The organism is Erwinia sp. JH02 (genome assembly GCF_013074405.1).
Classification (GTDB): Bacteria; Pseudomonadota; Gammaproteobacteria; order Enterobacterales; family Enterobacteriaceae; genus Erwinia; species Erwinia rhapontici.
In genome coordinates, this window is the sequence record NZ_JABANZ010000014.1 from 113,739 (window position 1) to 134,198 (window position 20,460).

17 protein-coding genes are annotated in these 20,460 nt (G+C 52.7%); 11 read left to right on the top strand and 6 right to left on the bottom strand.

All coding sequences use genetic code 11. The features are described 5' to 3' along the window. Positions 1-1,317, bottom strand: a complete 1,317-nt coding sequence (locus tag HHI26_RS22955) for an MmgE/PrpD family protein (protein WP_171149767.1) — start codon at positions 1,315-1,317, stop codon at positions 1-3. Between the two features lie 318 nt (positions 1,318-1,635). On the opposite strand from HHI26_RS22955, the gene msrA reads away from it, so the two are divergent. Next, positions 1,636-2,172, top strand: a complete 537-nt coding sequence (gene msrA / locus HHI26_RS22960; RefSeq protein ID WP_133846730.1) for a peptide-methionine (S)-S-oxide reductase MsrA — start codon at positions 1,636-1,638, stop codon at positions 2,170-2,172. On the opposite strand, the gene HHI26_RS22965 is transcribed toward msrA, so the two are convergent. Then, positions 2,173-3,543, bottom strand: coding sequence for a DHA2 family efflux MFS transporter permease subunit (locus HHI26_RS22965; RefSeq protein ID WP_171149768.1), 1,371 nt, complete (start codon positions 3,541-3,543; stop codon positions 2,173-2,175). A gap of 111 nt (positions 3,544-3,654) precedes the next feature. Here HHI26_RS22965 and HHI26_RS22970 point away from each other — a divergent pair, with 111 nt between their 5' ends. The 5 genes from HHI26_RS22970 (at position 3,655) to HHI26_RS22990 (ending at position 9,510) form a co-directional block, all read left to right on the top strand. Next, entirely contained in the window at positions 3,655-4,554 is a 900-nt protein-coding gene (locus HHI26_RS22970; RefSeq protein WP_159338424.1) for a LysR family transcriptional regulator, read from the top strand. 109 nt (positions 4,555-4,663) lie between these two features. After that, positions 4,664-5,377, top strand: coding sequence for an SDR family oxidoreductase (locus HHI26_RS22975; protein ID WP_346775708.1), 714 nt, complete (start codon positions 4,664-4,666; stop codon positions 5,375-5,377). Positions 5,378-6,472: 1,095 nt separating this feature from the next. Next, on the top strand, positions 6,473-7,099 hold the full coding sequence (parA, locus tag HHI26_RS22980) for a ParA family partition ATPase (protein WP_133846726.1): 627 nt from the start codon (positions 6,473-6,475) through the stop codon (positions 7,097-7,099). Then, complete coding sequence (locus tag HHI26_RS22985) at positions 7,096-7,308, top strand: plasmid partition protein ParG (protein ID WP_133846725.1); 213 nt, start codon at positions 7,096-7,098, stop codon at positions 7,306-7,308. The genes parA and HHI26_RS22985 overlap by 4 nt, the downstream gene beginning before the upstream one ends. Positions 7,309-8,526: 1,218 nt before the next feature. After that, positions 8,527-9,510 carry a replication initiation protein gene (locus HHI26_RS22990; protein WP_133846724.1) on the top strand — a complete coding sequence of 328 codons (984 nt, stop codon included), beginning with the start codon at positions 8,527-8,529 and terminating at the stop codon, positions 9,508-9,510. A gap of 498 nt (positions 9,511-10,008) precedes the next feature. On the opposite strand, the gene HHI26_RS22995 is transcribed toward HHI26_RS22990, so the two are convergent. Continuing rightward, entirely contained in the window at positions 10,009-11,097 is a 1,089-nt protein-coding gene (locus HHI26_RS22995; protein ID WP_171149770.1) for an oxidoreductase, read from the bottom strand. A gap of 194 nt (positions 11,098-11,291) precedes the next feature. On the opposite strand from HHI26_RS22995, the gene HHI26_RS23000 reads away from it, so the two are divergent. The 3 genes from HHI26_RS23000 (at position 11,292) to HHI26_RS23010 (ending at position 14,951) form a co-directional block, all read left to right on the top strand. After that, complete coding sequence (locus HHI26_RS23000; RefSeq protein WP_133846722.1) at positions 11,292-12,356, top strand: sugar ABC transporter substrate-binding protein; 1,065 nt, start codon at positions 11,292-11,294, stop codon at positions 12,354-12,356. A 10-nt stretch (positions 12,357-12,366) separates the two neighbouring features. Beyond that, positions 12,367-13,611, top strand: a complete 1,245-nt coding sequence (locus tag HHI26_RS23005; RefSeq protein WP_133846721.1) for an LVIVD repeat-containing protein — start codon at positions 12,367-12,369, stop codon at positions 13,609-13,611. 146 nt (positions 13,612-13,757) lie between these two features. Then, complete coding sequence (locus HHI26_RS23010) at positions 13,758-14,951, top strand: GTP-binding protein (RefSeq protein WP_133846720.1); 1,194 nt, start codon at positions 13,758-13,760, stop codon at positions 14,949-14,951. A gap of 31 nt (positions 14,952-14,982) precedes the next feature. On the opposite strand, the gene HHI26_RS23015 is transcribed toward HHI26_RS23010, so the two are convergent. Beyond that, positions 14,983-16,293, bottom strand: coding sequence for a PAS domain-containing methyl-accepting chemotaxis protein (locus HHI26_RS23015; protein ID WP_171149771.1), 1,311 nt, complete (start codon positions 16,291-16,293; stop codon positions 14,983-14,985). A gap of 205 nt (positions 16,294-16,498) precedes the next feature. Further along, on the bottom strand, positions 16,499-17,407 hold the full coding sequence (locus HHI26_RS23020; RefSeq protein ID WP_171149772.1) for an EamA family transporter: 909 nt from the start codon (positions 17,405-17,407) through the stop codon (positions 16,499-16,501). 115 nt (positions 17,408-17,522) lie between these two features. Here HHI26_RS23020 and HHI26_RS23025 point away from each other — a divergent pair, with 115 nt between their 5' ends. Continuing rightward, positions 17,523-18,293 carry a helix-turn-helix transcriptional regulator gene (locus HHI26_RS23025; protein WP_167863535.1) on the top strand — a complete coding sequence of 257 codons (771 nt, stop codon included), beginning with the start codon at positions 17,523-17,525 and terminating at the stop codon, positions 18,291-18,293. Positions 18,294-18,664: 371 nt separating this feature from the next. On the opposite strand, the gene HHI26_RS23030 is transcribed toward HHI26_RS23025, so the two are convergent. Continuing rightward, on the bottom strand, positions 18,665-18,811 hold the full coding sequence (locus HHI26_RS23030) for a hypothetical protein (protein WP_166653768.1): 147 nt from the start codon (positions 18,809-18,811) through the stop codon (positions 18,665-18,667). 455 nt (positions 18,812-19,266) lie between these two features. Between HHI26_RS23030 and HHI26_RS25560 the strand changes: the two genes are divergently transcribed. After that, positions 19,267-20,250: a hypothetical protein gene (locus HHI26_RS25560; protein WP_241008337.1), complete on the top strand. Its 984-nt coding sequence runs from the start codon at positions 19,267-19,269 to the stop codon at positions 20,248-20,250. Positions 20,251-20,460: the final 210 nt, after the last annotated feature.

Sequence of the window (20,460 nt, forward strand, 5' to 3'; positions counted from 1 at the left end):
TTATTGGCTAATCAGAAAAATAAGACGGTGTAATGCAGCAGCATCCGGCAGACGGGCATCGTTAATGATGCTCTGCGCCTGGGGTGCAGGCAGTGCGGCAAGACTGAGCTTTAATTTGGCCTGCACATCGGTATAAGCGGCGGCCGTGGTGCGACGGGTGACGCAGTGGCTCAGGGTACTGCCATCGCGCAACCACAGCGTGACGCGGTGAAAACGCCGATCCGGGTCCAGTTCATCGGCCGGTGCCGTCAGGTCTGGCTGACGTGTCACCCGCGCGGCCAGTGCCGCGATAGCCGATTTCACCGGGGCTTCGCTGTAGTGTTCCAGCGCTACGCTGCCGTTAATCAATGCATCGGCGATGACGTATTCAAGACTGAAGCGCGCTTCCACGCCGTTTTTTGGCGCAATAATATTGGGGGCTGTATCTGCGCCTGGCGGGAAACTGACCTCAATACGTTCGATGTCGTCCGGGCTGGCGTCCTGCCCGGCAGCAAGCCGCTGTTCGCGCAGGACAAACGCTGCTTCGGCGGCGCTGTGAGTGCCGCCGCAGGTCGGATAACGTTTAAACTCCAGACCCGGTTCCACGATGCGCCACGGCTGACCCCAGCCGCTGAGCAAGGCCTGCGGTTGTTCCACACCAAAACCCAGCGCCTGCAGGAAGCTTTCCAGTACACCGTTGCTCTGCGCACGGAACCCGGCCTGCGCCAGCAGTGCGCTGTTAACGGCACTGCGTGCGGCCAGCCCGGCGTGCAGGGGTTTGGCGGCTGAACCGAACTGGCTGCGCAGCCCCGATGCCTGCGTTGCCGCCAGACCGAGGGCAACCTGGGTTTCTTCCTGGCTGAGCGCCAGCAGACGGCAGGCAGCTCCCGCAGCGGCAATCGTGCCCAGGGTGGCGGTGCTGTGGAATCCTGCGGAATAGTGACGCGTACCGATGGCTTTTCCCAGGCGGCCAGCCAGCTCAACGCCGACAATATAGGCATCGAGGAACCCGTCTGCGCTGACCGTTCCTCTCTCTTTGCTCAGTGCCAGCAGCGTGGAGAGCACGACCGTGGTGGGATGACCGCGAAAGTTCGCATGATAATCATCGAAATCCAGCGAGTGGCTCATATAGCCGAGCTGTAAGGCAAGATTCTCGACGGAATGCTCAGCCGGGTAAACGCGGAAGATCGCATCCAGTCCGCTGTCGATAACGCTGCCATGCAGTACAGGAAACAGACAGGCGAAATAATCCGTTACCCCGTCACGGGCATTGCTACGTTCAGGTTCGCCAGGATGGAGGCTGAAAATGGTCTGCGCCAGCAGCGGGGTAAGCGACATGTTCAAAAGACACCTTTTTTAATAAGGTATTGACATAAATCAATACGTTATAAGTTAGTGTTATTTTCTTCGCTTAGAACGCCGCCAGCCAATAACCAACGGTTATAGGACATTCCAAAATAAACTAAGGAAAAACGTTATGAACAGTATCTTTTTCATAACATCCTGTTTCTACCCCTTGGGGGATGACCTGGGTTGATCGCGATATCAGCGACTGTGCGGCCTGAGCGAAAAACGCATTGACCTTGCGAGGTAACACGCTAAGGTGATTCTTATATCAACAGCCCAACAGCAGGAATGTTCCTGAAGGAGTGACAGATGGCGACAGAATACGCAACCCTCGCCGGAGGCTGCTTCTGGTGTACCGAAGCGGTGTTTAAACAGATTAACGGCGTGGAGTCACTGGAGAGCGGTTACATTGGCGGTCATACCGAGAATCCGACATATAAACTGGTCTGCAATGGCGATACCGGACATGCGGAAGCGATCCGCATTGCCTTTGACCCGGAAAAAGTCAGCTATGGCGACCTGCTGGATATCAGCTTCGCCACGCACGATCCCACTCAGTTGAACCGCCAGGGCAACGATATAGGTACCCAGTACCGTTCGGCTATTTTCCCGAACAGCGCCAGCCAGGCAGAAGAAGCCAAAGCGGCCATCGCTCGTGCGCAGGCTGAGCACACTGATCCGGTGGTAACCACCATCGAAGCCGATGCCACCTGGTATCCGGCCGAAGACTATCACCAGGATTACTGGGCAGGTGAAGGCCAGGAAAATCGTTACTGCCTGGCGGTGATCCCACCTAAGCTACAAAAACTGCGTAAGCGTTTTGCGGCAAAAACCGTCACGGGTTAACTATCCCCCCGCGCCAGCGGATGCAGGGCTGGCGCGGCGTATTGAGATTGCCGCCGTTATCATCCCCATCACAGACAGTACCGCCAGCAGCCACATGACCCATTGATAGCCCTGAACCGCCCCGCCCGTCTGATACAGACGCGTCGCCACTGCGAGGCCCAGCGCCCCCCCCAGGTTATGCAGCGTCCATGAGATCCCGATCCCCTGCCCGTGCTGTGACGGTGGCAATGCGCCCAGTGCAGCGGCAACAGAAGGCCCAAGGATCGCGCCCCATCCCATACCCATCAGAACAAAAGCCGTTATCACCCAATACACCGACTGCGTGCTGCTGAAAGTGCTCTGCAACAGTGCGGATGCCGCCAGCAGCGTGAATCCGCTTGCCATAATCGGCCAGGGCCCGAGGCGATCGCCCAGCCTGCCTGCCAGCGGAGAAACCAGCGCCATCACCAGCGTAACTGGCAACAGCATCAGACCAAGCTGCGCGTCATTTAATGCATAAAGCTCAATCAGCCTGAATGGCATCAACATAAATGCCACACAGTAAAAAATCGCCAGCAATACGGATAATCCACAAGCCCGGCGAAATGTCTTCTCCCGCAGCACGCTGAAATCGATCAGCGGCTGTTGCGTGCGCCGTTCCACCCGCACAAAAGCGGCCAGCAACAGGATGGCGATGCCCAGCGTCACCAGTGAAGGCAGACTCAGCCAGCCCCAGCGCGCGACAAAACTTGCCCAGAGCAGCAACGGCACCAGTCCACTTACCATCAGCAACCAGCCGGGGTAATCCAGCCGCAGGTGACGACGCACGGAATGCCCCGGGATATTGCCGACGCAAAGCGCAAAGCTGAGCAGAATAAAGGGCACATTCAACAGAAAGATGGAACGCCAGCCAAACTGACTGACCAGCAGCCCTCCTGCCACCGGCCCCAGCGCGAGGCCCACGCCGTTGGCCGCAAACAGCAGTCCCAGCGCCCTGCCCCGCTGTGATGCCGGCATCACCTCCACCAGGATCGCGGCTGTCGCGGTATACAGCACGGCACAGCCTGCCCCCTGCAACAGACGAAAGAGATTAAGTATCGCCAGATCGGATGACAGTCCGGCACCCAGCGACGCCAGACCAAATCCGATTATGCCGGTATACAGCACCTGCCGCTGTCCGAAATGCTCGGCGAGGCGGGCGGTGAGAACCATGCAGCAACAGAGCGCCATGACAAACAGGGTCATCGCCCACTGGACTGCATCCACACCCACGGAAAACTGCCGCTGCAGCGCAGGCAGCGCGGTGTTGACGATGGTGAAATCAATGCAACCGAGAAAACTGGCCAGGCAGATACCGGCCTGTAAACGGAACAACTGTGACGGGTTTGTCATAGCAAAAGATGCCTCAAATCAGAATGCCACCAGCGTGACACGATTTAATGTCTTCATTTACGCGATTATTTCGCCATACTGACGAATTAATATCGCCAGTCAGGTGTGCGTATGATTAACAGCGACAGACTTAACAGTATCCGTGCCTTCGTTCAGGCCGCCCAGGCGGGTGGCTTCAGCCTGGCGGCTGAACAGCTTGGCCAGTCCCGTTCTACCGTCGGTAAGGCTGTCGCCCGGCTGGAATCCCGTTTACAGGTCAAACTGTTTCAGCGCACTACGCGTTCACTTTCCCTCACCAGCGAAGGTCAGCGTTTCTATGAAGACTGTCTGCAGATTTTGTCCAGCCTCGATGCGGCAGAGAATCGCCTGGCACTGCATGCCCGTGAACCGACCGGGCGGTTGCGGGTGAGTGCCCCTCCCCTGTTTGGTGAGAAATGGGTGCTACCTGTGTTGTTGCCGCTGACACAGCGCTGGAATTCACTGGCACTGGATATGCAGTTCTCCACCCAACGTATTGACCTCGCGGCTGAAGGCGTCGACCTGGCGATCCGTATTGGCGATCCGGGCCGGCATGCCGATTTGACGGCGCGTCATCTGGGGTCACAGCCGTTGCTACTGTGCGCCTCTCCGGCTCTGGTAGGTCAGGTTCCGCAGATAAACAATCTGGATGACCTCAGCGCTTACCCGCACCTGACGCTACTCGAACAGGAGCGTTCTCAGCCGTGGTTACTGAAGAATCAGCAAGATGAACTACTGCACTGGCCGCCCGCTGAACGGCTGCGTCTCAGTACCATGAGTGCCGTGTATGCTGCCTGTAAAGCAGGACAGGGTATTGCCCAATTGCCGCACTGGCTGGTGAATGACGATATACGCGACGGGCGGCTGGTTGAGATCCTGCCGCAGAGCCGGGGCAGCAGCCTGCCGATCTATGCGGTATGGCTGAAAACGCCGGCGATGCCACAGCGACTGCGCTACGCCATTGATGCCCTGCTGGCCGCCTTTCCTCATTAATGGCTACCAGGAGTAATGCCGCCCGCTGGTAATGCTAAGCAGAATATGTCGTTCGTCTGTATTTTGCATGGGTGGTAACGTCGGAGGATTCCATCAAGAGGAGAAACCTGTGAATCAACCCCTTCAGCGTCCTGTTGCTGTCGTGACTGGCGGCACCAGTGGTATAGGGCTGGCGATAGTCAGAGAACTGGCGGTGAGTCATCTGGTGTATGCGGTTGGCCGTTCAGCCTCTGCACTGGCCGCACTGGAACAGTATGAACACGTGGAAGCGGTCAGTCTGGATTTGCTGGATAACGAGGCAGTCCAAAAATTTGTTTCTCGCCTGCCCGCGTTGGATATCCTGATACACTCAGCCGCGATTTCCGAACGGCTCACCGTTGAACAGGCAACCCCTGCATTGTGGCAGAAACAGTTCGCCATCAACCTTTTTGCGCCAGCCGAGCTGACACGCCTGGCATTACCTGCCCTGCGTCAGCAGCAGGGCCAGGTTATCTTCATTAATTCCGGTTCAGGCACGCTGGCACTTGCCGGACATGCCGTCTATTCCGCCAGTAAATTTGCTCTCAATGCGCTGGCTCATGCGCTGCGCACGGAAGAGAGTCAATACGGCGTTCGGGTCTCAACGGTTTCTCCGGGCCCAACGGATACCCCGATGAATCGCACCAGCCGCGAACGTGCCGGCGACTTCGCTGCCATCGACCCACTCGCCTACAGCACGCCAGAATCAGTGGCTGCCGCAGTGCGACTGGTGGTGAATGCTACTGAGGATACGCAGATTACCGATGTGGCGGTTCGTCCACGTCGTGACAGTGCCCGCCGTTAACCGAGGAGGACAGTATGCAACCGGCTTTTTTTTTCACACTGAAACGGCATATCCGCTTCAGTTACTGGAACGAGCTGTGCGAATAATCCGCTGACTGAACCCGGCCAGACATTGCTTCCTGTTATCTGACAGGGAGCAGTGCTGGCTGGTTTCTTCATCTTCCCCTCCCCCTGCCCTGACTCTTTTTTGCCTCCCCCTTTATCATTGAAATCAACATAACCTGCAATGCACGTATTGTGACGTCTGATAACGACAGGATTCAGGGATTCAGGGATTCAGGGATTCAGGGATTCAGGGATTCAGGGATTCAGGGATTCAGGGATTCAGGGATTCAGGGATTCAGGCAGATTTTTTCCGGGCACGCTGGGTATTACCAGCATCTCAGCATCTCAGCATCTCAGCATCTCAGCATCTCAGCATCTCAGCATCTCAGCATCTCAGCATCTCAGCATCCTCAACCAAGGCAGAGTAATGATGTCAACGAAATGATTACAGGATTACAGGATTACAGGATTACAGGATTACAGGATTACAGGATTACAGGATTATTTTGAACGGATATCAGGGCAGGGGAAACATAAAACTATCCATCTCAAGGTGAGCTAATCACATCATCCTGGGATTCCATAATCCTGAAATCCTATGATTCACACACTGCGTGTTACAGCCTTTAATTCCGTTAAGTGGTTCGTTCGCAGTACTGTCAAACTCCTCACGGTGAAACCGAGAAGCGCGATTCCCATAAGGCTTCACATTAAGAGCGATAATAAAGAAAAAGCACTCAGGGGAAAAATTTATCGCTGAGATAATGATGCACGCAGTCATCATTACAGATGATTAGCCGTTCAGGCTGACGTCATAGCCTACAAGCCCGATGGATAATGCCAGCATATAACCCTATGATTACATGATTACATGATTACATGATTACATGATTACATGATTACATGATTACATGATTATCGAATGTCAGGATATTGTTTACAACTGGTTATTACGATATTCTGGCATCTCAGAATCCTAAGATTTTAATATCATAGAATCCTGGGATTACATAATCCTGAGATTCCAGCCTGAAACCTGCAGGAGTGCGTCATGGCGACAAAAATCATCTCTTTCCTGAACGGGAAGGGCGGGGTAGGGAAGACCACAACGTCCATCAATATTGCCACGTGTCTTGCGCGCAAAGGGCACCGTGTTGTCATGGTCGATACCGATCCTCAGGGCAGCATCAGCAACTGGTACGACGAAACAAAATGCAAATTTGATCTTGCAGAAGCCGCCTCAGAAAAAGAAGTCTATACCGTCCGTAAGCAGCTGAAGGATTACGACTACGTCGTTATCGATGGTGCAGCCGCCATCACTGCAATTTCCTCCGCAGCTGTTATGGTCAGTGACCTGGTACTGATCCCGGTAACACCTTCCCCCCTCGATTTTGCCGCCTGTGGCGCTATCCTGGCCGTGGTCGAGGCAAGGGAGAATCTGCAACCGGTGATAGCACGCTTCCTGATCACCAAAAAAGTGGCCTCTACACGCATGCTGGAAGTGCTGAAAGAGTCGATCGAGGATACAGGGGTTCCAGCTCTCAGAACAGCCACAACGCAGCGCCAGGTTTATATCCGCACGATGCTGGATGGCGGGACCGTATTTGATACCACCGACGGCAATGCGAAAGGGGAGATTGAAGTGATGACGAATGAGATCCTGGAGTTACTGGCATGAAAATGAAACTCGGACAGCACCGTCAGCTGGCGCCTGCACTGGATGCTGTCAGCAAACCTGTCGGCGGAACAGTGAAAAAACTGCAGACGAACATCGATGAAGAGTTGCACCGTCGCTTCAAAACAGCCTGTTTCCTGCAGGGGCGTGAAATGAAAGATGTCCTGACTGAGCTTATTGAGGGCTGGCTGCCTGAGAACGAAGCCAGATAGCAGACATCCTCATCCCCTGATCATGCAAACGATCCTTTCTGGCTACGATTACCGATAGTAAAACGGATCGCCTGAAAGGATCCTGCTTCAAAAAAAGATCCCATAGTGTTTGTTTTTCTTTTTATAGTTTAGATCTTTCTCTTTTAGGGCCCAATTTCATTTTGATAATCAACAGATTACAGAGCAATATGTGGAGTGATTTCCTGCGCCAGGTGGAGTGATTTTATGCTCTATGTGGAGTGATTTCCTGTTATATGTAGAGTTTTTTCCTGTTGATAACTTTCTGATTTATCAGAATATTATTATGTGGAAAAATTTCCTGTTGATAACTCTTTCCCCGATCCTGTCTGACGATCCCTCGGCTCTCATGCTTTCATCCTCCTTCTTTCCGCTAATATGTGGATAAATTTTCTGTTCCCGTGCCATAAAAAGTGACTGTGTCACATTAACGCAGATGCTGATGCCAGACAACAATGCGACAGCATGAGATAATTATTCAGTGCAGCCAATAAGTTAACCGTCATCGTTACCGGATACGTGGAAGGATTTTCTGATCATCAGATTGAGCATCCCTTATGTGGAAGAATTTTATGTTTGCGGGTGTTCAGCCCTCTGAAAACTAAAAGTGGAATGATTTTCTGTTGCTCAGCGGATAGGTGACCATGTCACTTTATTCATATATGTGGAAAGATTTTATGCAGCTCGCCGCAAGCGGCACATCGGTGAATGAAACGTGGAAAGATTTCCTGTGATACGTGGAGTGATTTTCTGCAAAAGGCCGTTTACACGGCTGAGTAGATCACTAACATCAACGGCAGGGAAGGGCGATAATGTCTTATGTGGAAAGATTTTATGATGGCTTTATCTATAACCATATGAAAATTAATAATAAAAAATACTTTGGAACATCTATGCTGCAAAAAACGTCTGAATCCGGAGTCTGTCTACAAGAGAAGTTACCTGTGTGGAAAGATTTTCTGTTCCTGTTGGGGGGCTAATGTGGAGTCTTTTTCTGTTGGAAACTGAATGAAGAACGATCCTTTGGGGGGGGTAAATGATCCATGCGAGTGCATATGTGGAAGTATTTTATGTTTGAATATGACGGTGCGCCGTTTAACTTACTGATTTAAAATAGGTAATAACTGTTATTTTTCACTTTACCTCAATAATTTTTGTGTGGAATACTTTGCTGAACATTCCACAAAGGGATCCTGCTACATGGAGCTGAACAAACTGACCGTTGTGCAAGGTAATGATCTCCTTGAAGGGGCTTACAGCGTCACGCTTGATGAAATGCGTTTGCTGAACCTTGCACTGGCACAGATCGACAGCAGGAAGCCCCAGCCCGATGCGCTGTACCGCCTTTTTCCTCATGATTATCAACGTATCTACGGCCTTAACCCAACCAGCAGCCATCGCCAGTTGCGGGAAGCGGCCGAGAGCCTGATGAAAAAACCGGTCACCATCTACCTGCCCGATCGTAAAACGGGCAAGATGCGTACCGTTCAGCTATCGTGGTTTTCTCGTCTTGAATACGTGAGCAGCGATGAGCAGAGTGCTGTCGTTCTCCGCTTTGGGCAGGATGTCGCTCCCTATCTCTATGAGTTGAAAGAGTCCTTTACCAAGCTGAATTTTGCCAATATTGCCAAGCTCGACACGTCATTTTCCGTGCGGCTTTACGGCTGGCTGATCAAAGCGAAAAACCTCTATGGACGAAAAAGCAGTAAGGCGATTGAGGTGACGCTGGCACTGGACTGGATGCGGGAAAAGGCCGGATTACAGGGGAAATACGAGGACTATCGCGACTTCCGCCAGAAATTGCTTGAGCCGACGCTGGCGCGAATCAATGCCAATACGGATATTTCCGTGATCTGGGAGCCGATCAAAAAAGGTCGTACAGTCGTATCGATTAAATTTTCCTATGTGGATGAATCCACCCCGGAAGCCAGTAAGCCGCTGCGGCCGAAATTTCCCCGTCGCCCGCGTGCAGTGGTGGGATCGGAGCTTGAAGGTGACTGGGCACGGCGTTGCATCACTATCATGGAACAATACCGCAATCGTCTGACAACGTACGATCAGAGCGAGAAAGTTCCACTGACGGACGTCAGGAAACTGGCGGGGTGGTACAAGATTATCGGTGATAAAATCAGCCATAAGCGAGTGATGAGCGAAGTGACTGAACGTGCCAAAAAACCTCAGTAAAATCAGTTTGTTTCCTTTTTAAGGATGGAAGTTTTGCAGGGGTTAAACGAAGTTACTCACCGTATTATCCCCCATTTCTGTGGATAAAATTTCGTAGCCAGCGGTGGGGCTTCGTTTGAAAACAGATTCGGTAGATGCATTTCCTCACGTAAGAAACCTCACTGCCTCATATTTACTCCATTCAACGTTCCTCTTCTGGTCTGCAGCGAGTCGGTATTCCGCAGGAAAAAATTGTTCGGTTTGAGGCTATTGAAGATCCTCAGGGATGCATAGGTTGTGCCTCATCCTATTCTAAGGATGAATTTTACCGGGTTGAATTTGCCCTCTCCAACAGTTATCTGGTGAACCGGCCCTATTACGGCAGGCATCATTGCCGGACGTGACAGAAAATTTCTCCACATTAAGCGTATTTTCGCCGTTGACGGGAACCTTCCTGATGTGGAAAGAAAAAAACCTTATTGAATAATAAGGCTTTTCAGCCGTGTGGCTCACACTTGTTTACTGGCCGAGAGCTTCTACCGTGATAAATGCGGCGCGCAGGCTTTCAGCCGTTACCGGAACGGGCAGGGCATGAATCGACTCTGCCGGGCGCAGTGTGTGTGCAATCACCTGGTCAATCTCCGTGTGGTTATTGATGTCAACACCCAGCGCTGCCAGTGTGGTGGGCAGATTAAACTGCTGGTAGGCGGCAATCAGCTGTCGGGCGGTATCGATCTGCGATAACAGTACACACTGCACCAGGATGCCGTAGGCCACTTTTGTGCCGTGCAGATAACGTACAGTCTGAGGCAGGATCGTCAGACCATTGTGGACTGCGTGCGCCGCAGCAATGCGCGTATAGCGCTCTCCCAGTCCACCGACCATGCCACCGCCAGCGATGATGGCATCGATGACATCACGAAAATTCTGGCTTAATACGCCATTGCGCTGATCCTCCAGCGCTGCGGCACTCTGGTTTATCAGGACATCACGCAACGTAGCGGCCGTATCGATCCCCAGTCGCACCGTTAACGGCAAAACGTCTGGTTCCGGGGCCAGTACCACCGCTTCATACCACTTCGCCAGTGTGTCGCCGATCCCCGCCAGCAGATATTCCACCGGAGCACGTAGCACTATTTCAGGTTCCACCAGCACCAGATGGTTGGCATCGTTGAACACTTCATAATGCGATGCCTGACCGGCGCTGTTGTACCAGACAGAGAGTGGCGTCCAGGCCGCGCATGTCGCGGCAATGGTGGGAATGGCCACACAGGGCACATCCAGCCGCCGGGCCAGCGCTTTGGCGGTGTCCAGCAGGGCACCTCCACCGACACCGATCACCACCTGGCGATCTTCACCGGCAGCCTGTGCCAGCGCGATGAGATCCGGATCGGTACAGTGCCCGCCAAACGGCAGGTGACGTGCACCCGGCAGAGAGAAACTTTCGGGTAAAAAGGGGTGTGTCGCGGCAATGGCACGTTCACCATAGATCCAGACGGCGCGGGAAAGCTGTTCCTGATGATAAAAATCGTCCAGACGCAGCAGCGCACCAGGATGAGAATAGTAATTGGCCGGGCCGACCACGACCTGAATATCGGTATTGTTCATAAAAAGTCCTTTGTTTCTTACTATCCTGGGGCTGTGGCCGGTGTGAGGCTAATACTTTTTTTATAGCTTTATATTCTTTTTACTTCTTTGTCAGTGGGTTGGCTGCTGTGAAAAAGTGACAGGCCGGGCCGTCAGCGACTGCGGCCACTAAAAACGATACGTCACTTTTCTTATTCCGCTACAGGGATTTTTACATGAAACCACTTATTCCTTTACTGGCACTCTGGGTTGCCAGCGTTTTACCGGTTCACGCCGCCACGCTGGTTCCGGTACCTGAAAAAATTGCCAGCCATAATGGCCCGGTACGTATTGCGGTGATCCGCAATCTGGGGTCGGACGATAACACGACTCAGTTCGTCCAGGGCGCAACCCAGCAGGCGAAAGCGCTGGGGTTTAAAGTCAGTACCTTTTTAAGTAACGGTGACGATGCCCGTTTTCAGGACTTCGTGAATCAGGCCATCAGCCAAAAATATGACGGTATTATTTTGTCTCAGGGGCGCGCACCTTATTCCAGTGCCCTGATTAAACGCATTGCCGACAGCGGTATTGCCGTGTCGGTATTTGATACGGCGGTTGATGGCGAGATCCCGGGTGCCACCGTAACCCAGCAGGACGATGCCTCGCTGACCACGCTCTCCTTTGGCCAGCTGATCAAGGACCATAACGGCAAAGCCAACATTATCAAGCTGTGGGTGGCGGGCTTCCCGCCGATGGAACGTCGCCAGGCAGCCTATAAAGCGTTGCTGCAGGCGAACCCGGGTATTCATGAGCTCGAGTCAGTGGGTGCCGTCTCGTCCGATGTACAGGGCGATACCGCTAACAAAGTGGGCGCCTTACTGGCCAAATATCCCAAAGGGAAAGTGGATGCGATCTGGGGAACCTGGGATGCTTTCACACAGGGTGCAGTCAAAGCGTTAAAAGAGAACGGACGTACCGAGATCAAAGTTTACAGTATCGATGTCTCTAATCAGGATTTGCAACTGATGCGTGAAGCCGGCAGCCCGTGGAAAGTCACTGCGGCGGTGGATCCCAAGTTGATCGGCGCCACAAACGTGCGTCTGATCGCACTCAAACTGGCGGGTGAAGTGACACCTGCGACCTATGACTTCAAAGCCACTGTGATCCCACAGGCGCTGCTGGTCAGCCAGCCAGGTCCGGTAAATGTGGCGGGTCTGAGCAAGGTGATCCCGGGCTGGGGCCAGACGGAAGATTTTATCGCGCCGTGGTTCGCCACGCTGGAAGCGAAGTACAAAAAATAAGGAGTGGCAGATGAGTAACGCGCTTCCCGTGCCGGAATACAGCCGCAATATGCGACTGATCGGCCACAGCGATCAGGGTGGACGTCCTGATGGTGTCCAACTGATGGTCCATCGTGGCTATGCCTATATCGGCCATATGGTGTCACAGGGTTTCTCGGTGGTTGATGTCCGTGATGCCAAAAATCCCCGTACGGTAGCGTATATTCCCGCGCCACCAGGCACATGGAATGTGCATCTTCAGGCTCATGACGACCTGTTATTGGTGATTAACGCCCGCGATCTGTTTGCTGACGTCCGTTTTGCCGATGAAAAGGTGTACTACACCCGTTCGGTTGGTGAAACGGTCAGCGATGTGAAGGACAAAGGCTGGAGTGCCGGGCTGCGCATTTTCGATATCTCCACCCCTGACAAACCCCGTGAGATCAGTTTCCTCTCCCTTAACGGCATCGGTATTCACCGTATCTGGTACGTGGGTGGCCGCTGGGCCTATGTCTCGGCGCTGATTGACGGCTTCAGTGACTATATTTTCCTGACTATTGATCTGGCCGATCCGCGTAAACCGGAAGTGGCCGGGCGCTGGTGGTTGCCGGGCATGAACACGGCTGCCGGAGAAACGCCGGACTGGGAAGAGGGCAGGCGCTACGCCCTGCACCATGCCATCATCAGCGGGGATGTGGCCTACGGCAGCTGGCGTGACGGCGGGCTGACGCTGCTGGATATCAGTGACCGGTCAGAACCTAAGCTGATCAGTCACCGTAACTGGAGCCCGCCGTTTGGGGGCGGGACGCATACCGCGCTGCCGCTGCCGGACCGGGATCTGCTGGTGGTGCTGGATGAGGCGGTACTGGACAATCAGGAGGATGGTGAAAAGCACATCTGGCTGTTTGATATTCGCGATAAAGCCAATCCGGTCAGCATCTCTACCTTCCCGCAGCCTGACGAACGGGACTATGTGGCAAAAGGGGCGCATTTTGGCCCGCATAATCTGCATGAGAACCGTCCCGGCAGCTTTATCAGTTCGACTCTGATTTTTGCCACCTGGCAGAATGCTGGTGTCCGGGCCTTCGATATCAGCAACCCTTACCGCCCGGTGGAAACCGGTGCGCTGGTGCCTGCTGCACCGGATCGGATGATGGATACCCGTCCCGGCCGTCCGCAGGTGATTCAGTCCTGCGACGTTTTTGTTGATGCTCAGGGGGTTATCTACAGTACCGATTATAACGGCGGGCTGTCGATTATTGAATATCTTGGGTAATGACTGAACCCTCGCTGAAGGCGCCGATCCCGGCGCCTTTTTTATTGCCACGCCATCGGGATACTCTGCTTATGATGCTGCTATTTAAATTGTTATGATATAACATACAAATTATCTCACTCGTCATATTCAGGATCACACGGCCGATGCAGCGCATACCCTTAACCATCCTCAATGGATTCCTCGGCGCAGGAAAAACCACCCTGCTGAAAAGCCTGCTGTTGCAGGCGCACCGGCAGCATCTGTTGGTCAGTGTGATCGTCAATGATATGAGCGAGCTGGATATCGACGGTGTGCTGATTGCCAATACGGAAATTGTCGGACGTGAAAAACACAATTTCATCACCGTGTCGGCCGACAGCATCAGCAGCCCCGGCGGCATAGCAAAACTGGCCACCGCGCTGGATGAGCTGATTGCACAGAACCGGCCGGACCATCTCTTTCTGGAGACCTCAGGCAGCAGCCACCCGCTGCCGCTGATTAAGCTGTTGCGCCACCATCCTCATGTCAGGTTGCAGGGGCTGTTCTCCCTGATGGATGCCGTGATGCTGGAAAATGATTATGCGGCGGGCAGCACATTGCTTCCCCGCTGGCAGGAGAATGTCCGTCAGCAGCGCCGGGGGGTTGAGGATCTGTTGGCCGAACAGCTGCTGTTTTGCAGCCAGTTATTGCTGACCAAAGTCGACCGTCTGCCCACCGACAGCGTGATGAATATTGCCCGCACGCTCCATACAATCAATCCCGGTGTGGCCATTGTGGCCCTTCCCTGGGGCAACATTGAGCTGGACGATGTGCTGGCGATGCCCGACTACGATTTTCAGCGGGTCGCCACACTGATTGAGGAGCTGGAAGTGGCGATTGAGCATCCGGCAGACCACCAGCCGTACGATATTGAATCGCGGGTGATCCACGACGAACGTCCTTTCCACCCGCAGCGCCTGTGGGATACCTGGCAGCAGCATCTGGGTGAGGGCATTCATCGTAGTAAAGGCTTTTTCTGGCTGCCCGGCCGTGACGATCTCGCGCTGCTGTGGAATCAGGCCTCTGGCAGTATCAGCCTGGAGTTTATCAGCTACTGGAAAGCCGGCGTGCTGGCACATAAAGACAATCGTCTGAATGACGAGGAGCGCCATATTTTACAACAGCAGCTGGAAGCGATGCCCGGGCGTTTTGGCGACCGTCGTTGCAGCCTGACGGTGATCGGGCAGCGCCATCAGCTGGATGATTTTTGCCAGGCGCTGCGACGTTGTTTTCTGACGGAAGAGGAAATTGACTGGTGGCAGTCCGGGGGAGAATTTATCGATCCCTGGCCGCAGCGGGTAGGGCGGTTGAAAAGCTAAAGATCAGCGTTAGATTTATTCCACAGCGCCCCTACTTGCCTGAAAGGTGCTGTGAAACGTCATCAATTGCGCTGACTACCCTGGCAGAATTCTCCTGAATCTGAACGATAATCCCCCCAGCCTCCTGCACCAGCGAAAGTCCCTCGTTGGCACTGACAAGGTTTTTGATAATATTATTCTGTGCCTGCACGGCTATTGCCTGATTTGTCTCAAGCACGCTGGCTATCTCCAGGCTGGCTTTATTAATGTTAGCGGCCAGCAAGCGGACTTCATTCGCCACCACAGCAAAACTGCGCCCATGCTCTCCGGCTCTGGCGGCCTCTACAGCAGCATTCAGTGCCAGAAGATTCGTCTGTTCAGATATCCAGCTGATCGTCTTAATCAAATTCCCGATGCGGGATGATTCGCTATTAAGACAGGAAATGTTCTCAGATACGCTGTTGAGTCCTGCCACTATGATATTCACCTTGCCCGATGTTTTTTCTATAATATCGACGCCTGCCAGTGTGTTTTTACTGCTTTCCTGTGCGGCGTTATAGGCATGATTTGCGGCCTCTCTCTCCTGTAGCTGTTTAAGGACCTGAGGGGTGACGTCGGTCGCAAATTTGACAATTTCATTCAGATTTTTTTCTTCATCAAATACTGGATTATAGGTCGCCCGCAGCCATACGTTACGTCCTTGCTTGTCCGTACGCTGGAACTGTCCTGAAACAAAATTTCCTGCGCGCAGCTGCTTCCAGAACGCCTCATACTCACGGCTGTGCTTAACCTCTGGTAAGCAGAAGATACTGTGATGCTTACCAATAACCTCGCCAGCGCTGTAGCCCATGGTTTTAAGGAAATTGCCGTTGACTCTTTTAACGTTGCCCTCCAGGTCAAAAGCAATGACCGCCATAGAACGTTGTATGGCGTTTGTCATTGCACGTTGCTCCTGGGCATCGGCAATCCGTTGGGTAATATCAGATGCGAGCTTGACTATTTTTATCGTTTTCCCCCGGTCGTTGAGGACAGGAACATAATGAGCTTCAAGCCAGACCGGCTGACCGCTCTTCGTCAGTCTGAGGAACTTATCGCTGAAGCTCTCACCTGCAGCAAGGCGTTTCCAGAACCGGTCATAGTCAGGAGAAAGCAATGTTGATTGGGCACAAAAAATACGATGATGCATGCCAGCCACATCGTTCAGTGAGTAACCCATCTTTTCGAGAAACAGGGTATTTGCTGTTATCACCTTACCTTCAGGGGTGAACTCAATCATGGCGATGGCGTTGGCAAGCGATGAAAGTGTGCTTCGTTCCCATGACGGCCGCGAGAACAGCCTGTTAAAGAATTTAAAAAGGTTCATAGCAGCGTACCGGCTTCAAAGGGTGGCAACTCATGTGCGCACCGTTTAGTTGCGCACAGGGAGTAATTAATCAGGTTACATTTATATAGCTCGCAAGTATATAGCGCGCTATAAATATAGTTACTGTGAGTGTATCTTCATATCAGGAGGCCGAGTTACCCGTACCAGCGGGTGTAAACTGCCATCTGATCTAATAATTTAAAACTTAAAGGGAGGCGTGTTTCTTTGTCCTATGCGCCATGCCTTTTTTCACAACCACTGCTTTGCCTCGCCTCATCCCAACAATGAGCGCAAGCAAAATTATTGCTATGGAAGCCCAGCCCCAGGCACCCGGTTTTTGATGGATGATGAAAACAGAGCTAATTGTTCCAAATACAGGGATCAGCAGTGACAACGGCGCCACTCGGGATGCCGGATATTCACGCAGCAGCAGATTCCATCCCCAATAGCAGAAATGGGTGGCTGCATACACCTGGAATGTCAGAGAAAAGACTTCCACGCTACGCATAGCAGGCAAGAGAGCGTAGAACGGGGCGGTCCCGTTCCACCACCATGTCATCACCAGGAGAGGGATGGGGGAAAAAATGCTTGCCCATACAACGAAAGCGAATATCTCTTTGACTTTGGATAGCTTGATGATGATATTGCCGACACTCCAGGCTACCGCACTGATCATCACCAGAATAAAACCGATTGTCGTGGATTTTCCCGGGCTTTCCATCAGTATGCAGACCAACCCGATTGCAGCCAAAAAAAGGCCGATCAGTTGTGGCCATGTCAGACTTTCACGAAACAACAACACACCCCAGCCAAGTGTAAAAAACGCGCTAAATTGTATTAGCAGAGCTGCACTACCGGGCGGCACCCCCATTGAAATACCCAGATTGATCAATGCCCACATTGCTGCGCCGAAGATCAATCCATATGCAACCAGCCAGCGCAGTGCGACCTGGGGGCGTTTAATAAAAAACACCAGCGGAAAGGCGGTAAATGCAAATCGTATAGCGGTCAAAAGCAACGGATCAATTCTGGCCAGCCCAAGTTTGGTTATTGGGAAGTTGATCCCCCATATTGCCGTGACCAATATGGCAAGGATAATGTGTTTTCTGTGCATGACTGGCGACCCTTATTCTCGAATTATGAAAGACTTCCTTTAATATCCGACAAAGATGCCATCGACCGGTGTGGCCTGCTTTCTTTTTTAGGTCAATTATGATTAAAATTGGGCCATGCAAACCGATCCCTGTGATGTATACGAAGACACGCCTCTCGATCTGGTGGTGACGAAGAAGGACTACGCTGATGGCGAACTGTTCCCCAGGCATAGCCATCTGAGGGGACAGTTCGCTTATGCTGCCTGCGGTGTCATCACCGTCGAAACTGAACGGGGTAACTGGGCCGTCCCACCACTCAGAGCAATCTGGGTGCCTGCGGGTATGCCCCATGCCATGCACATGCGCGGGTCTGTGACTATGTTGAATACCTATATTCGTCCGGACGCTGCGCAACGCCTGGGCTTTCCCCTTCATTGCCAGGTTTTTGGTGTATCTCCACTGGTCAGGCAACTTCTTGAAAACGCTGTTGACGTACCGGCTCTCTTTCCTGCCAGCGGGCGTGATGGTTACCTGTTGGGGCTGCTGCTCCATGAGATCGCCAGACTACCCCCGTTATCGCTTAACGCTCCTATGCCTGATGAACCGCGTCTTGCCCGTGCGTGCAATGTGTTTTTGAATGCACCTTCTTTGGAAATGGGGATTGACGATATGGCAGAATGCTCTGGTATGAGTCGGCGTACATTCACGCGGCAGTTCCGCCTGCATACGGGAATAAGTTTCATCGAGTGGCGACAGCAGGCTTGTCTTCTGGCTGCTGTGGTTCGTTTAGGGAACGGGGAGTCCATCACGCGCGTTGCCCTGGAGCTTGGATATAGCAGCCCTGGCGCTTTCTCGACGGTCTTCAAAAGTGTGTTGGGTGAGAACCCAAGTCGATACTTTTTCTGATCATGTAAAACAAAGGAATGAAGTAGATGAAAATCGTTGAGTTATTGCAGAAAACCCTGAAATCAGGAATTTCATCACATCATGATTGAGGGATGTGCTTGTCTTCATCGTGATGCAGGTATCGTCACTATCAGGGGTATGAGGGCCAACGGAACGTACGCTAAGAGCTTTCAGACTGCATATATTTCCCGCTATGCCCACTTCTTATGACTCACATTATACATTGACCCATTTCCATTGGTAATTGGCTGCCAGCCTACTCACCTATCCATGACAGCACTCCTTATACTGGCATCTTCAAAGTTTGCTGGCTCATCTGATACACAAAATTACTCGATTGATCCTTGTCAGACATCATCACTCAGCCTGTTTTAGTTGACCACTACATCACTCAGCTGCACGAACAGTTCCCCTTCAATTACCGGGCCACCGGCTTGTACTTTTTCACGCTGGTCCATGAAATGGTCACGCGCGGATTTTTTAGAGGAGAACGTCTTTCCTCCGAGCGTCACTGCCATTCCTCGTCCCATCTCATTCCCTTATAGGTTTGTTGCCAGCCAATCAATAATTAGAATGCTTGTTAACATTAACTCACCGCAATTACCGCATCACCCCATCTGCATGATCCTACTTCTTCCCGATAAGGAACTAACCGGAAGCGTATCTCGCACATTGCCGCTGTGAAAGCGCCGCCGTCACCCCTGCTTTTCCTGACGCATCCCCTGTCTTGTGCCTATATCAGCTGACTGAACCACTATATATTGTGGTGTGACCGGAAAACGGCCCCGCATGCGTGAAAGATCCGGTTCTATCCTTTTCCGGATCTGCGGGGAAAAACTGACAATGAAAAAATACCATCAGGAATTTTACTGACGCTATTGCCAAAGGTAAGCCATATGACTTATTGTATTACCAACGACGATTTGAATGCTAATGTCGGATAAAATAACTATACTCCACCGAGGTACTCCCGATGTCTTTAACCACGCACAATGATTCGAACGACGCACCAGAAACGGTCTCTGTCTCCGTCAAGGGGATCCTGGCCCCGGTCAGCAAGGCGCTGAAAGACGTTTCACAGGCGCGCAAGGTGAACCAGTCAGTGCTGCTGCGCGAGATGGTCAACGGGCCAATGAGCAGCCTGCTTCACGTCTTCTGCCTGAAGAGCCCTCTCGTAAATTCACTCGACCTGGACGTCGTGCAGTATTTAGGCGGAACTTTGACTCCGGTATGGTCAGCCGTACCGCTGGCCCCGCAGTTTGAAGCCGTGTACCGGGAGCTGCTGAGTATCAGTAACGAGGACGATCTGACCCGCATCCTGCTGCGAAATGCGCAGTTCATCCGCATGCGCGCCAGCCAGTGCCTGCCTAAAGGCATACAGATTACGGGCGGCACATCAATGCACCTTGCCCTGTTCAGCGAAGTTGCGGGCCGCGACGAGCACACGATAGAAGCATTCTGGGCAGGATTTGCGCGCTTCTGGGGCCAGTGGTATCAGCGTCAGGATTACTACCAGCAGATCAACCAGCTGCGAAGCGCACAGGGTCTGCAACCCGCCAACGCGCTCAGCGAGGCCGGTGCAGAAGGCGTTTACGCCCGCGTACAGATTCTGCAGGCCGAAGGATCGCATCCAGGATTCAGCCACGTTCTGATGACGCTGCGCACTGAAAACACCCGTCCTCTGCCAGAAAACGTTTTCGGTCAGTTCGCGCTGCCTTACTGTAACGGTAACCTGCTGTCTCCCGATCCTGGCTACGGCGTACCCTTCATTTACCCGAACAACGCGCTGGGGATGGGTTTCCGCTTTACTGAAGAAATCTGCTCCCTACACTGCTATACCGTGAGCGATCCGCGTCTCGGTCCTACGGCAACGCTAAGCGAAGTCGCGACCGCGCTGGTGTCAGCCGTTGACGATACACTGCGCCCCTACGCCGTGACGTTTCCGGTAAGCAAATAGAATAAAGGCCGCATCTGCGGCCTTTATTTTCTGGTATCTACAGTCTTTTTACAGTGCATTACCATTCAGAGAAAGAGATTGTCCTCAAGATCGGCGCTTTCCTGTTCGAAACCGATTAGCTTGAGTTTAAATATAATTCGCGAAGGATAATTACGTCGACCGATGCTGCCGGACCAGATATCAGTTATCTCAGCCTCGCGAAGCCGGGAA

What these genes read in the sequence shown, in the direction of transcription:
- HHI26_RS22985 (WP_133846725.1), top strand. Translation starts at nt 7,096, where the DNA reads ATGAAAATGAAACTCGGACAGCACCGTCAGCTGGCGCCTGCACTGGAT.
- HHI26_RS22990 (WP_133846724.1), top strand. Translation starts at nt 8,527, where the DNA reads ATGGAGCTGAACAAACTGACCGTTGTGCAAGGTAATGATCTCCTTGAA.
- HHI26_RS25560 (WP_241008337.1), top strand. Translation starts at nt 19,267, where the DNA reads ATGTCTTTAACCACGCACAATGATTCGAACGACGCACCAGAAACGGTC.
- HHI26_RS23005 (WP_133846721.1), top strand. Translation starts at nt 12,367, where the DNA reads ATGAGTAACGCGCTTCCCGTGCCGGAATACAGCCGCAATATGCGACTG.
- HHI26_RS22955 (WP_171149767.1), bottom strand. Translation starts at nt 1,317, where the DNA reads ATGTCGCTTACCCCGCTGCTGGCGCAGACCATTTTCAGCCTCCATCCT.
- HHI26_RS23015 (WP_171149771.1), bottom strand. Translation starts at nt 16,293, where the DNA reads ATGAACCTTTTTAAATTCTTTAACAGGCTGTTCTCGCGGCCGTCATGG.
- HHI26_RS23000 (WP_133846722.1), top strand. Translation starts at nt 11,292, where the DNA reads ATGAAACCACTTATTCCTTTACTGGCACTCTGGGTTGCCAGCGTTTTA.
- HHI26_RS22965 (WP_171149768.1), bottom strand. Translation starts at nt 3,543, where the DNA reads ATGACAAACCCGTCACAGTTGTTCCGTTTACAGGCCGGTATCTGCCTG.
- HHI26_RS23025 (WP_167863535.1), top strand. Translation starts at nt 17,523, where the DNA reads ATGCAAACCGATCCCTGTGATGTATACGAAGACACGCCTCTCGATCTG.
- msrA (WP_133846730.1), top strand. Translation starts at nt 1,636, where the DNA reads ATGGCGACAGAATACGCAACCCTCGCCGGAGGCTGCTTCTGGTGTACC.
- HHI26_RS22995 (WP_171149770.1), bottom strand. Translation starts at nt 11,097, where the DNA reads ATGAACAATACCGATATTCAGGTCGTGGTCGGCCCGGCCAATTACTAT.
- HHI26_RS23020 (WP_171149772.1), bottom strand. Translation starts at nt 17,407, where the DNA reads ATGCACAGAAAACACATTATCCTTGCCATATTGGTCACGGCAATATGG.
- parA (WP_133846726.1), top strand. Translation starts at nt 6,473, where the DNA reads ATGGCGACAAAAATCATCTCTTTCCTGAACGGGAAGGGCGGGGTAGGG.
- HHI26_RS23010 (WP_133846720.1), top strand. Translation starts at nt 13,758, where the DNA reads ATGCAGCGCATACCCTTAACCATCCTCAATGGATTCCTCGGCGCAGGA.
- HHI26_RS22970 (WP_159338424.1), top strand. Translation starts at nt 3,655, where the DNA reads ATGATTAACAGCGACAGACTTAACAGTATCCGTGCCTTCGTTCAGGCC.
- HHI26_RS23030 (WP_166653768.1), bottom strand. Translation starts at nt 18,811, where the DNA reads ATGGCAGTGACGCTCGGAGGAAAGACGTTCTCCTCTAAAAAATCCGCG.